The following is a 12,993-nucleotide window of genomic DNA, read 5'->3' on the forward strand; positions in this document are numbered from 1 at the left end:
GCCCCGGGACGACCGAACCGTACGGCTCGTCCCCCGGGGCGGGCCGACCGCCGTTACGATCGCCACTGGCATGCTCTGTACCGGAACGGCGTGAAATGGATGATGTGGAGGTCCGGCACCTGCCGGGCGACCTGCCGCGGCTGTTCGACGACGGCGACGGCGGGTTCGGCGGCGCGGCCGAGCGGACGCTCTCGGTGCCGCTGCCCGAGGGCGACCTGATCTGGCCCGATCCCGGCTACCCGCAGCGGCGGCAGCTCCTGCGCCCCGCGTTCTGGCTGAGCGACGAGCCCGTGCCCGGGGAGGTGTGGTGCGAACTGCGGGCCGAGCACCCCCGGTCGGGGCTCTGGCCGCTGCTGATGGACGAGACCGACCAGCCCTGGGCGTCCGGCCAGATCGCGCCCGAGCCGGTGTCCGAGATCGGCAACTACCTTCCCCACGCGTTCATGTCCGAGGTGTGGGCCGACTGGTCGGAGCGGGCGGCCGACGAGGACCTCGACGAACTCGCCCCCTTCGGGCGCCACTGCCCGGGGCCCGCCCCGCCCGGCGTGCCGGTCGACGACCCGGACGCCATGGCCGACCGGTACGCCCGCGTGCTCGCCCGCCGCGGCGTGCCGCTGGGCCTCGCCGCGGTGGAGCGCGGCGCCGACGCCCTGGCCGCCGCCGGCTGGCAGGGCGCGCTCAACCACAACGAGTGGACGGCGCCGCTCGCGGCCGTCCTGCGGAGCTGGGAGGACCGCTTCGGCGCCCGCGTCGTCGGGCTCGGCTTCAACACCCTGGAGCTCAGCGTCGCGGCGCCGCCCGTCACGACCCGGCACGCCGTCCACGTCGCGGCGGAGCACTGGACGTTCTGCCCCGACATCCTGTTCCAGGGCCCCGGGAACCTCGCCGGCTACGCCGACGAGATCCGCGGCAAGACCCACTGGACGTTCTGGTGGGACTGACCTCGCGCCGGAGGGCGCTTCCCGCGGTCGTCGCGGTGGCGATCGGGCTCACCTTGGCGGCCGACGTGACCGTCCTCGTATCGGGGCACCTGGACGAGGAGACCACCCCCCAGGCGGAGGACCTGGTGTCGGTGGACCGCGGTTCCGCGCCCCGGACTCCGGAGGTGGCGCCGCTGACCCGCCGCCACACCCCGCACCTGCTGGTCGCCGGGAGGTCCCCGCTCCCGCCCCGGGCCGTCGAGCGCGCACGGAAGCTGAAGGGCGTCGCCGGGGTGACGGTCGTGGACGCCGCGCGGGCCAACGTCGGCGGCCGCCGGATGGGCCTGCTCGGCGTGGACCCGTCGAAGTTCCGGGCCTTCGCGCCCAAGGCGACGGCCGAGTCCGACCAGCTGTGGCGGACGGTCGCGTCCGGCGGCCTGGCGGTGTCGTTCGAGCAGAGCCGCGAGGGGACGCTGCCGCTCGGCGCGGTCGTCCCGGCGGGCAGCACGGAGGGACGCGGCCGCGTACGCGTCGGCGCCTACGCCTCGATGGGCATCGGCGACATCGACGCCGTCGTGTCCCGCGAGCAGGCCAGGGCGCTCGGCATGCCGGACGGGAACGGCCTGGTCGTCAGCGCCCCGAAGGCCGACGTGAAGAAGCTGTCGGCGCGGCTGGAGAAGATCCTGCCCCGCGGCACGAAGGTGGCGGCGCTGACGGCGGAGCAGACCTCGCGAGAGCCGGCCGCACGGCGCGAAGGCCCACGGGTGACCGGCCGCCCCGACGGGGTCGCGGGCGCCTCGAGCCCGATCACCGGCAACAGGATGACGCCCACGATGCGGGCCCTGGTGCTGGAGATCGCCAGGCTGTTCGGCCCGTTCCCGACGATCGGCTGCTACCGCTCCACGGCCGATGCGCAGGACCACGGCGACGGCCGCGCCTGCGACTTCATGGAGAGCACCGGCGGACGCATGCCGAGCGAGAGCGCGCTGCGGCACGGCGACCAGGTCGCGGCGTACCTCGTCGAGCACGCACGGCGGCTCGGGGTCTCCTACGTCATCTGGAAGCAGCACATCTGGAACGTGCGGGGCGGCGGCTGGCGCCCGATGGAGGACCGCGGAAGCATCACGCAGAACCACTACGACCACATACACGTCTCGGTACTGCGCTGATCCCGCGCCCCCTCCCCGCGCGCTCCAGGGGTCAGGGGGTCAGTGCAGTTCCTGCTCGCACCAGACGACCTTGCCTCCGAGGGTGCGGCGGACGCCCCACCGCTGGGCCAGCCGCCCCACCACGTGCAGCCCCCGGCCCGTCTCCAGCATGTCGTCCTCCTCGTCGTCGTGGTGGATCCGGGGACGGCCGTCGGAGGAGTCGAAGACCTCGCAGACCAGGCCGCCCTCCCGCACCAGCCGCAGCGTGATCCGCCCGCCCGCGTGCCGGATCGCGTTGGTGACCAGCTCGGAGGCCAGCAGCATCGTCGAGTGGGCCATGTCCTCCAGGCCCCAGCGGGCGAGCCGGTCGCGGATGAGGCCGCGGGCCCGGCGGACGGCGGCGGGATCGGCGGGCAGGTCCCAGGTGGCGTGGTGGTCGGCCGGGATGCGCGCCAGCCGGGCCACGAGCATCGCGATGTCGTCGCGGTGCTGGTCGTCGTAGACGCCGTCGAGCGCCGCCTGGCACAGGTCCTCCAGGGGGCGGGCGGCGGCGCCGGGACCGAAGGTCGCCTGCAGCCGCGCCAGCCCGTCGTCGATGTCGCGGGCCCGGTTCTCCACCAGCCCGTCGGTGTAGAGGAACAGCAGCGTCCCGTCCTCGACGGTGAACTCGCGGCTGACGATCGGGCCGTCGCCGCCGACGCCGAGCGGCGGGGCGGGCGGCACCGGCAGGTACTCCGAGTCGGCGCCGGGCGGGGCGAGCAGCGGCGGCAGGTGCCCCGCGCTGGCGACCTCGCACCGGCCGCTGACCGCGTCGTAGACCACGTAGGCGCAGGTGGCGAAGTGCGGCTCCCGCTCGCCGAGCGTGCGCATCAGCGAGTCGAGCCGCTCCAGGGCCTCGGCGGGCGGCAGTTCGAGGCCGGCGAGCGTGTGGATGGCGGTGCGGAGGCGCCCCATCGTGACGGCGGCCTTCACGCCGTGCCCCGCCACGTCCCCGACCACCAGCGCGACCCGGGCGCCGGGCAGCGCGATCGACTCGTACCAGTCGCCGCCGACCTCGATGAGGCGGCTGCCCGGCAGGTAGCGGTGGTGCACCTCGACGGGAGACGGCGCCGACAGCCCGGTCGGCAGGAGGCTCCGCTGGAGGGTGAGCGCGGTGGCCCGCTCCCGCGAGTACTGGCGGGCGCTCTCGACGAAGATGGAGGCCCGCGTCGCGAACTCCATGCCGATCTCGACGTCGTAGGCGTCGAACGGGCGGTGCGCGACGTTGCGGGTGCAGGCGAAGAACCCGAGCAGGCCGGCCGCGGACGTGATCGGCAGCAGCAGCATCGAGGCGCCCTTGAGCAGGTCCGCGACCGGCGGCCGGCGCCAGGCGGCGGCGAGCTTCGCGGCGCCCTCGCCGCCGAGGGCCCGCAGGATCGGCTCGCCCGACTCCATGCACAGCGCGTGCGGCGTCCCCTCCGGGTAGACGAGGGACTCTCCGGTAGGGAACGTCGCGTCCCAGGCCGGATCGTCGTCGTCGAAACCGATCGCCATGCGGCGCATCTGCGGGCCGTCCGGGCCGTCGGGCGGCTCGTCGGCGTCGATGTGGCTCTCCAGCAGGAGCAGGGCGCCGGAATTGCAGAAATGCGGGACGAGCACGTCCATCAGGCCGCGCGCCAGCATCTCGAGGTCGAGGGTGGAGCCGATCCGCGGGAGCGCGTCGTCCAGCAGCGCCCGGCGGATCACCGCGGGGTCGACGAACCGGTCGGCGAGCGGCACCGGCACCCGCACGACGGCGAGCGCCACGACGTCGGGCGTCCCGCCGCTCATGGGGTGGACGGTGACGACCGCGTCGAGCATCCCGCCCTCCGGGTTGTCCACGGCGAGCATCGCGGTGCGCTCCCGCCCGGCCTTGACCGCCTCCAGCAGCGGCTCCCGGGCGCCGGGGATGACCTCGTCGAGGTCGGCCCCCTGCAGGTCGTCGCCGTCCGGGGCGAGAACGGCGGCGGCGGTGCGGTCGAACTGGAGTATTCTCCCCGACGAATCCATGCCGAGAATCAGAATTCGGGTGGACGACTCCATCGCTCGATTATGGGACATAGGCGCGCCGCGTGCGGCCTATACGGCAGGGGAATCCGGCCGGGAATCGAGTTCACGTTCGCGCATGGCGCTCGTCCAGGAACTGCCGCCAGGTGCGCTTCCCGACGGCGTTGCCGGGCGTCAGGTGGTGCCCGTCCCGGAATCCGCGGCCCGCCCTGCCGGGCAGCGGCAGCGGCACCCGGACGGGCCGCCGCAGCCCCCGGGCCTCCAGGTACGTCCGCACCATCTCCTCGGCCGTCAGCACCTCCGGGCCCCCCATGTCGTCTACCCGCCGCGCGGGGTCGCCGGCGAGCGCCAGCCGCGCGAGCCGCTCGGCCACCTCGCCGACGTCGATCGGCTGGTCGCGCAGGCCCTTCGGCAGCGCGACGACCCCGGGGACCTTGGTGAGGACGTTGAACACCATGTCCGGGAGCGTGTGGAACTGCGTGGTCCGCAGGATCGTGTACGGCAGCCCGGAGCGCTCGACGAGCCGCTCCACCGCGTACTTCGTCCGGTAGTAGCTGTAAGGGATCTTGTCCACGCCCACGATCGAGATGTAGATCAGGTGCGGCGCGCCCCGGCGGCGCGCGGCCTCGATCAGCCTCTTGGCGGCCGGCAGGTCCCGCCTGGTGTGGAACGGGTCGCTGGCGCAGTGCACGACCGTCTCGGCACCTTCGAGGGCCGCGTCGACGCCCTCGCCGGTGGACAGGTCGCCCTTGTGCCAGGTGACGCCGTCCTCCGGCTCCCTGGCGCGCCGGCTCAGCCCGTGCACGTCCGCCCCGGCCTCGGCCAGCAGGCGGGTGAGGGGGCGGCCCAGCGTGCCGCTCGCTCCGGTCACGAGGATCATGGCGTTCTCCGATTCATCGTGCTCCTTCTCAGGACTTCCCGAAGACCTGCGGCGGCGGGACGGGCGCGACGATCTCCTCGCCGTCGCGCAGCGGCGCGGCCCCCGCGCAGAACGCGGCGAGGTCGCCGCCCTCCAGCAGCCGGGCCCGGACGGCGCCGCCCGCCGCGCGGCGGGTCAGCTCCGCCACCGGCAGCGGCTCGCGCGACCCGGCCACGATGAGGTTGCCGAACCGGCGGCCGCGCAGCACGCCCGGGTCGCCCATCAGCAGCGTGTGCCGGAACACCGAGCGCACGGTCGCGGCGACCCGGCGGGCGAACGGCAGCCGGAACCCGTCGGCGACGTTGACCATGTAGACCCCCCGGGGCCGCAGCACCCGCGCGGCGTCCAGCACGAACTCGCGGGTCGCGAGCTCGGCCGGCATGGACGCCTCGGAGAACGCGTCCATGACGACGAGGTCGTCGGCCTCGTCGGCGAGCGCGGCGACGCCCGCCCGGCCGTCGGTGATCCGGATGCGCAGGCCCGCGATCCCCTTGACGGGGAGCTGCTCGCGGACGAGCCGCACCAGCTCGGCGTCCGGTTCCAGCACGACCTGCCGGGACCCGGGCCGCGTCGCGGCGATGTAGCGGGGCAGGGTGCAGCCGGCCCCGCCGATGTGGACGGCGTCGAACGCCTGCCCGTCCGCCCCGAGGGAGTCGACCACGTCGCCCATCAGCCGCATGTACTCGAAGTCGAGGTAGGTGGGGTCGGACAGGTGCACGTACGACTGGGGGACGCCCCCGACGAGCAGCATCCAGCCGCCGTCGCGGTCGGCGTCCCGCAGCAGCTCGGCCTCCCCGCCGTCGATCCTGTAGACGTTCGGCCGGGGACCGTGCCTGCCCTTGCGCGCCATGCCCCCACCCTACGGAACCCCTTGCGAGGGGCCCGCGGAACGTCAGGTCTGCTCGGTGAAGGCCTCCTCCGCCGCGAAATGGCACGCGCTGGGGTGGTCGGACCCGTCCCGCACCTCAAGGGCGGGTTCGCGCTCGGCGCACACGTCCCGCGCCTTCCAGCAGCGGGTCCGGAAGCGGCAGCCGGACGGCGGGTCCAGCGGCGACGGCGGCTCCCCCTCGAGCCGGATCTGGCCCGCCCAGCCGGAGGCGTCCGGGTCCGGCACGGGAACGGCCGACAGCAGCGCCTGAGTGTAGGGATGCGTCGGGTGCTCGTAGATCTGGGTCTCGTCGCCGGTCTCGACGACCTTGCCCAGGTACATGACGGCGACGCGGTCGGAGACGTGGCGGACGGCGGCCAGGTCGTGCGCGATGAACACCTGCGCCAGGCCCAGCTCCCGGCGCAGCTCGGCGAGCAGGTTCATGACCTGCGCCTGGACGGAGACGTCCAGCGCCGACACCGGCTCGTCGCACACGAGCACGTCGGGGCGCAGCGCGAGCGCGCGGGCGATCCCCACGCGCTGGCGCTGCCCGCCGGAGAACTGGTGCGGGTACCGGCTGACGTGGCCCGGATCGAGGCCGACGAGTTCCAGCAGCTCCCGCACGCGCGCCCGCCGCTCCCCCTTCGGCGCCGCCTCCGGGTGGATCGCGAACGGCTCCCCGACGATGTCGCCGACCGTCATGCGGGGGTTGAGGGACGAGTAGGGGTCCTGGAGCACCATCTGGATGCGGCGGCGCAGCGCCCGCAGCTCGGGCTTCGGCAGCGCGAAGATGTCGCGCCCGTCGAAGCGGACCGTCCCGGCCGTGGGACGTTCGGCGGCGAGCAGCAGCCGGGCGAGCGTCGACTTCCCGCATCCGGACTCGCCGACGACGCCGAGGGTCTCGCCGCGGCGCAGTTCCAGGCCGACGCCGTCCACGGCCTTGACCAGACCTACCGTGCGTTTGAGCACGATCCCCCGGGTCACCGGGTAGTGCTTGACGAGCCCCTCCACCTGGAGGATCGGGCCGTCCTGCGGGGGCGCGGCCTCATTCGGGTCCGGCATGGTGGACCTCCTCGGCGAAATGGCACGCGGCGGTGTGGCCCGGCGCGACGGTGACGGGCGGCGGCGCCTCGGCCGCGCAGACCGCCTCCGCGCGGGGGCAGCGCGGCCGGAACGGGCAGCCGGGCGGCAGCGCGGCCGGGTTCGGCGGCGTGCCCCTGATCGGGACGAGCGGCTCGCCGCGCCGGTCGAGCCGCGGCACCGACGCGAGCAGCCCGCGCGTGTAGGGATGGGCGGGCCGCGCGTACAGCTCCCGGGCGGGCGCCTGCTCGGCGACCGACCCGGCGTACATGACGACGATCCGGTCGGCGACGCCCGCGACGACGCCGAGATCGTGCGTGATCAGGACCATGCCCATGCCGAGCTCGTCCTGGAACCCGGCCAGCAGCCGCATGATCTGCGCCTGCACGGTCACGTCGAGGGCGGTGGTCGGCTCGTCGGCGATCAGCACGTCCGGCTCCAGCGCCAGGGCCATCGCGATCATGATGCGCTGGCGCATGCCGCCGGAGAACTGGTGCGGGTAGTCGCCGAGCCGGCGCGCCGCCGACGGGATGCGCACCCGGTCCATCAGCTCGACGGCCCGGTCCCTGGACTCCCGGCGGCCGAGACCGCGGTGCACCCGGTACATCTCGCGGAGCTGGTCGCCGACCGTGAACACCGGGTTCAGCGCGGTCAGCGCGTCCTGGAAGATCATCGCGATGCGCTCGCCGCGGTACTCGCGGCGGCGCCGCTCGGGCAGGCCCAACAGCTCCTCGCCGCGCAGCCGCACCGAGCCGCGCTCGACGCGGGCGGGCGGGACGTCGAGGATGCCCATGACCGCCTGCGCCGCAACGCTCTTGCCCGACCCCGACTCGCCGAGGATCGCGACCGTCTCCCCCTCCGCGAGGGTGTAGGACAGCCCGTTCACCGCGTGCACGTCCTGGCCCCGCACCCGGAAGCGGACGTGCAGGTCGCCGACGGCCAGCAGCGGCTCGGCCGGGCGCGGCGCCGGGACCGGGTCGTCTTTCACGTTCGCTCGTCCGTCACGTTCGCTCGTCATCTCACCGCAGCTTCGGGTCGAGGGCGTCGCGGACGGCGTCGCCGAGCAGCAGGAAGCTCAGCACCGTGGCCGACAGGAACGCCGCGGGGAAGATCAGCAGGTGCGGGCTGGTCATGAAGACGTCCTTGGCCTGGCCGAGCTGGAGCCCCCAGGAGACCTGCGGGTACTGGAGGCCGACGCCGAGAAAGTCCAGCGTCGCCTCCCCCACGATCACGTTGCCGACGTTGAGGGTGGCGACCACGATCACCGGGGCGATCGCGTTCGGCAGGACGTGCCTGGTCATGATCCGCCGGTCGGACGCGCCGAGCAGCCGCGCCGCCTGCACGTAGTCGGCGTCGCGGACGGAGATGACCTGCCCCCGCATGATCCGGATCATCGTCGTCCAGCCGAGCAGGATCAGCACCAGCGTCATCGCGGCGATGCCGTGCCCGGGGAAGGCGACGAGGATCACCGTGCCGCCCAGCACGAACGGCAGCCCGAAGAACACGTCGGTGACCCGGGCGATCAGGGCGTCCACGAACCCGCCGTAGTAGCCCCCGAGCATGCCGAACACCATCGCGATCAGCAGCGCGCACAGCGTGACCGCGACGCCGATCAGCAGGGTGGGCCGGGCGCCGTGCACGACGTGCGCGTAGTAGTCGCAGCCCGCCATGTCGGTGCCGAACCAGTGCTCGCCGGACGGGCCGAGCCTGGACAGGTTCGGGTCGCAGCCCTCGTTGGCCGCCGTCCGGGTGAACAGGCCCGGGAAGGCCGCCATGACCGACACCACGGCGAGGACCGACACCGATCCCCAGAAGATCCAGCGGCGCCGCAGGTCGCGCCAGGCGTCGCCCCACAGCGACGCCTCGCCGGCCTCGGCCGCCGCGCCGATCTCGCCGCCCGCGGCCGCGACGGCCCCGGCGGCCCGGGTGTCCGGTTCCCTCGTCGTCATCGTCGCCGGCCCCCTACTCGTACCTGATCCGCGGGTCGAGGACCCCGTACAGCAGGTCCACGATCAGGTTCACCAGGAGGAAGATCAGCACCAGGACCGTGACGGCGCCGACCACGACGGGCCCCTCCTTGAGCTGGATCGACTGGAACACCTGCTGGCCGACGCCGGGAAGGTTGAAGATCCCCTCGGTCACGATCGCGCCGCCCATCAGGTTGCCGAAGTCGACGCCGAGGTAGGTCACGACCGGGATCAGCGAGTTGCGCAGCGTGTGCCGCCCGATGACCCGCGCCTTCGACAGCCCCTTCGCCCTGGCCGTGCGGACGTAGTCGGCGCGCAGGTTCTCCGACAGGCTCGTCCGGGTCAGCCGCGCCACGTACGACAGGCCGAGCGATCCGAGGACGATGCCGGGCAGCAGGTAGCTCAGCGGCCACCCGTCGTCCGTCCCGGCCGTCGGGAAGATCTGCCAGTGCAGGCCGAACACGATCTGCGCGATGTAGCCGAGCACGAACACCGGCACCGCGATCACCAGCGTCGTCCCGCCGAGGACCAGGGTGTCGGCGAGCCTGCCGCGGCGCAGGCCCGCCCACACGCCGAGCGCGATGCCGATGACCAGCTCGAAGATCCAGGCGGTGAGCGCGAGCTGCGCGGTCACCGCCCAGCGTCCGGACAGCATCTCCGAGACGCTCTGGCCGGTGTAGTTCTCGCCCAGGTCGCCCTGGACGAGCCCCAGCATGTACTTCGCGTACTGCACGAGCAGCGGGTCGTTCAGGTTGTACCGGTCCCGGAGCTCCTGCAGGACGTTGTCCGGGACCGGCTTGTCACCGGCGAGCGCCTGGATCGGATCGCCCGGCAGCGCGAACACCATCGCGTAGATGAGCAGCGTGGTGCCGAAGAAGACCGGGACAGCCTGGAGGAGCCGCCGAACGACGAATCGCCACATCGCGGGCTACTTCACCGTCACTTCGTGGCCGAGCAGGCCGGTGGAGTACGGCGTGATGGTGACGTTCTCGACGTCGTCGGAGCGTCCGCCCTGGCGGGCCCACGTCCACAGCGGGATCATCGGCATCTCCCGGATGGCGATGTCCTCGGCCTGGTTGTAGAGCTTGACGGCCTCCTGCTGGTCGGCCGTCCGGTTCGCCTTGGCGATGAGGTCGTCGAACTCCTCGTTCTTCCAGCCCATCCGGTTGTCGCTGGAGTGCCACATGTTCTCCAGGTAGTTCTGCGCGCTCGGGTAGTCGGCCTCCCAGTTCTGCCGGTAGGGGCCCTTCTCCTCGCGCGCCCGCAGCATGGAGAAGTAGTCGGACGCGGGGACCTGCCGGAACTCGATGTCCTGGATGCCCAGGTTGTCGCGCAGCGAGTTCGCGACGATCCGCATCCACTGGGCGTAGGTGGGCTGAGCGTTGGAGAAGTACAGCTCCATCGTCCCCTCGAACCCGCCGGCCTTGTCGAACAACTGCTTGGCCTTGCCCGGGTCATAGGTGCACAGCTCGCCGCAGGCGTTGTCGCGGTGGCCCTCGATGATGGACGGGAGCAGCGAGTCCGCGGGGAAGTAGTCGCCGTTGTAGACCGCCTTGTTGATGCCCTCCCGGTCGATCACCATCGAGATGGCCCGGCGCAGGTCGGGGTCGGCGAACCGCTTGTCGAACAGCGGGAAGCCCAGGTAGTCGATCGTGCCCATCTCGCCCGTGATGAACCGGTCGCCCAGCACCTTCTCGGCCTCCGGAACCTTGCCGGACGGGATGGTCTGGAGGACGTCGATCCGGCCCGCCCGAAGGTCGGTGTAGGCCGTGTCGGCGCTGGAGTAGCTCTTCCAGGTCATGCCCTTGTTCTTCGGCTTGCGCGCCCCGGTGTAGCCGGGGAACGCGACGAGCTTGATCTGCTTGTTGCGCTCCCAGTCCCCGTCCATCATGTACGGGCCGTTGCCGATCGGGTGGTCGTCGAACGCCTTGGGATCCTTGAGCCCGGCCTTCGGCATCGGCGCGTAGGCCGGGTAGGTGAGCAGCTGCGGGAACTGGCTGAACGGGGCGTTCAGCGTGACCTTGAGCGTGTTCTGGCCGGTGACCTCGACGCCGGACAGCGTGTCGGCCTCCGGCTCGGCGTTCTCGTCCTCGGGGTTCATCGCCTCGTACCCCTCGATGTCGGAGAAGTAGTCGTTGGCGCTCATGCCGTTCGGCCCGTAGGCGGCGTGGTTCCAGGCGTCGGCGAAGCTCTGCGCGGTCACCGGCTCGCCGTTGTGGAACTTCTGCCCCGGCCTCACCTTGATCGTCCAGACCTCCTGGTCGCCGGAGTCGACCGACTCGGCGGCCAGCGGGACGGCCTTGCCGTTCTGGTCGAGCGTCATCAGGTTGTCGAACACCTCGCTGATGACGTCGAAGGAGTAGCTGCTCGTCGTGTTGGCGGGCATCAGGTGGTCGGGCTCGGGATGGCCCACGGTGAACGTGCCGTCACTCGCCCCCGCGCTGTCGCCGCCGCAGGCCGACAAGCCGAGCGACGCGGCCAGCGCCACCGCGGCGATCCCCGCGGCCTTCCCGCGGACACCCCTCCCGGCACCCCTCAGGCTTGTCATGGTCCTCCTCGACCCGGTCGCCGCTTCGCGCCGCGGGTGCTTGGCCACCCGCGGCACCTAGATTGCTCGCAGGGTCGTACTCGCGGTGACGGTTTGGATACGGCGCTCACCGAGTCGAAACCGGATCGAGACATCTTGATCGACGTTGACAGAGGTCAGAAAGGGAGGAAAATAAAGGTTTGTTACAGAAGGGGCTCTCGGTAGTGGGGATGCGCGACGACACCGCCGGCGGCGAGGCGGCGGAGATATGTGCCGACCTCATCCGCTTCGACACGACGAACCAGGGCGAGGGCGTGGCGCGCCTGGAGCGTCCGGCCGCCGAGCACGTCGCCGGGCTGCTGGACGAGGCGGGCGCCGAGCCGGAGATCGTCGAGTCCGCGCCCGGACGCGCCAGCGTCCTGGCCCGCCTCCCCGGCACCGACCCCGCGCACCCCGCGTTCCTGATCCACGGGCATCTGGACGTGGTGCCCGCCGACCCGTCCGAGTGGACCGTCCCGCCGTTCGCGGGCGAGGTGCGGGACGGGTGCGTGTGGGGGCGCGGCGCGGTCGACATGAAGGGCAGCGTGGCGATGACGCTCGCCACCGTCCGGCGGCGGCTGCGCGAGGGGCGGCGCACGCGCGGCGACCTCGTGCTGGCGTTCCTCGCCGACGAGGAGTGCACCGGCGACCTCGGTTCCCGGTACGTCGCGCGCGAGCACCGGGACTTCTTCGACGGCTGCACCGAGGCGATCAGCGAGTCCGGCGGCTTCAGCGTGGACGCGGGCGGCACGCGCGTCTACCCGATCGCGACCGGCGAGCGCGGCACGGCCTGGATGAGGCTGACGGCGCGCGGCGTCCCCGGGCACGGGTCCAAGCCCGCGCCCGCCAACGCCGTCGCCGAGATCGCGCACGCGGTGTCCCGGCTCGCCTCGCACGAGTGGCCGGTCCGGCTGACCCCGGGGGTCCGCGCCCTGCTGGACGGCCTCGCCGGGGCGCTCGGCACCGCGATCGACCACGACCGGCTCGACGAGGAGGCCGCCCGCCTCGGGGGCGTCGGCCGGCTGTTCGCCGGGACGATCCGCAACTCGGCCAACCCGACCCGGCTCGACGCCGGCTACAAGGTCAACGTCGTACCGGGCACGGCCACCGCGCAGGTCGACGGCCGCTACCTGCCCGGTACCGGCGAGGAGTTCTTCGCCACCATCGACCGGCTCCTCGGCCCGGAGGTCGCCCGCGAGTTCATCAACCACGAGGAGGCCCCGGCCGCCGACCCCGCGGGCCCCACGTTCGCGGCGCTCGCGGACGCGCTGCGCGCCGAGGACCCGGCCGCCCGGCCCGTCCCGTACGTGATGGCGGGCGGCACCGACGCGAAGTCGTTCGACCGGATCGGGATCACCAGTTTCGGCTTCGCGCCGCTGCTGCTCGGGCCGGACCTGGACTACCTCGGCATGTTCCACGGCGTGGACGAGCGGGTTCCCCTGGACGGCCTGGCCTTCGGAACCCGCGTCCTGGACCGCTTCCTCGACACCCGCTGAAAAG

General features: G+C 72.9%; 11 protein-coding genes. 3 read left to right on the forward strand and 8 right to left on the reverse strand.

Going from position 1 to position 12,993, the window contains the following annotated elements:
* The first annotated feature begins 95 nt into the window (after positions 1-95).
* Together E1281_RS29580 and E1281_RS29585 are read left to right on the forward strand one after the other, a co-directional pair.
* Positions 96-941 carry a DUF4253 domain-containing protein gene (locus tag E1281_RS29580; protein WP_131883004.1) on the forward strand — a complete coding sequence of 282 codons (846 nt, stop codon included), beginning with the start codon at positions 96-98 and terminating at the stop codon, positions 939-941.
* Entirely contained in the window at positions 932-2,089 is a 1,158-nt protein-coding gene (locus E1281_RS29585; protein WP_243717536.1) for a hypothetical protein, read from the forward strand. Before E1281_RS29580 ends, E1281_RS29585 begins: the two co-directional genes overlap by 10 nt.
* 39 nt (positions 2,090-2,128) lie before the next feature.
* Here E1281_RS29585 and E1281_RS29590 read toward each other — a convergent pair whose 3' ends face one another.
* From E1281_RS29590 to E1281_RS29625, 8 genes are all read right to left on the reverse strand, one after another.
* The gene (locus E1281_RS29590) at positions 2,129-4,096 is read right to left on the reverse strand and encodes an ATP-binding SpoIIE family protein phosphatase (RefSeq protein WP_131883005.1); all 1,968 of its coding nucleotides are present in this window, start codon (positions 4,094-4,096) and stop codon (positions 2,129-2,131) included.
* 103 nt (positions 4,097-4,199) lie between these two features.
* On the reverse strand, positions 4,200-4,973 hold the full coding sequence (locus E1281_RS29595; protein ID WP_131883006.1) for an NAD(P)H-binding protein: 774 nt from the start codon (positions 4,971-4,973) through the stop codon (positions 4,200-4,202).
* A 28-nt stretch (positions 4,974-5,001) separates the two neighbouring features.
* The gene (locus E1281_RS29600; RefSeq protein WP_131883007.1) at positions 5,002-5,862 is read right to left on the reverse strand and encodes a fused MFS/spermidine synthase; all 861 of its coding nucleotides are present in this window, start codon (positions 5,860-5,862) and stop codon (positions 5,002-5,004) included.
* A gap of 42 nt (positions 5,863-5,904) precedes the next feature.
* Positions 5,905-6,942, reverse strand: a complete 1,038-nt coding sequence (locus tag E1281_RS29605; protein WP_131883008.1) for a dipeptide ABC transporter ATP-binding protein — start codon at positions 6,940-6,942, stop codon at positions 5,905-5,907.
* On the reverse strand, positions 6,926-7,948 hold the full coding sequence (locus E1281_RS29610; protein ID WP_243717538.1) for an ABC transporter ATP-binding protein: 1,023 nt from the start codon (positions 7,946-7,948) through the stop codon (positions 6,926-6,928). The genes E1281_RS29605 and E1281_RS29610 overlap by 17 nt, the downstream gene beginning before the upstream one ends.
* A 31-nt stretch (positions 7,949-7,979) precedes the next feature.
* Positions 7,980-8,909, reverse strand: coding sequence for an ABC transporter permease (locus E1281_RS29615; protein ID WP_131883010.1), 930 nt, complete (start codon positions 8,907-8,909; stop codon positions 7,980-7,982).
* Positions 8,910-8,922: 13 nt separating this feature from the next.
* On the reverse strand, positions 8,923-9,849 hold the full coding sequence (locus tag E1281_RS29620) for an ABC transporter permease (RefSeq protein ID WP_131883011.1): 927 nt from the start codon (positions 9,847-9,849) through the stop codon (positions 8,923-8,925).
* A 6-nt stretch (positions 9,850-9,855) separates the two neighbouring features.
* Entirely contained in the window at positions 9,856-11,475 is a 1,620-nt protein-coding gene (locus E1281_RS29625; RefSeq protein WP_131883012.1) for an ABC transporter substrate-binding protein, read from the reverse strand.
* Between the two features lie 209 nt (positions 11,476-11,684).
* On the opposite strand from E1281_RS29625, the gene E1281_RS29630 reads away from it, so the two are divergent.
* A complete protein-coding gene (locus tag E1281_RS29630) occupies positions 11,685-12,989 on the forward strand; it encodes a M20/M25/M40 family metallo-hydrolase (RefSeq protein ID WP_131883013.1) in 1,305 nt (434 codons plus the stop codon).
* Positions 12,990-12,993: the final 4 nt, after the last annotated feature.

Source organism: Actinomadura sp. KC345 (assembly GCF_004348515.1).
In the GTDB taxonomy this organism is placed as follows: domain Bacteria; phylum Actinomycetota; class Actinomycetes; order Streptosporangiales; family Streptosporangiaceae; genus Spirillospora.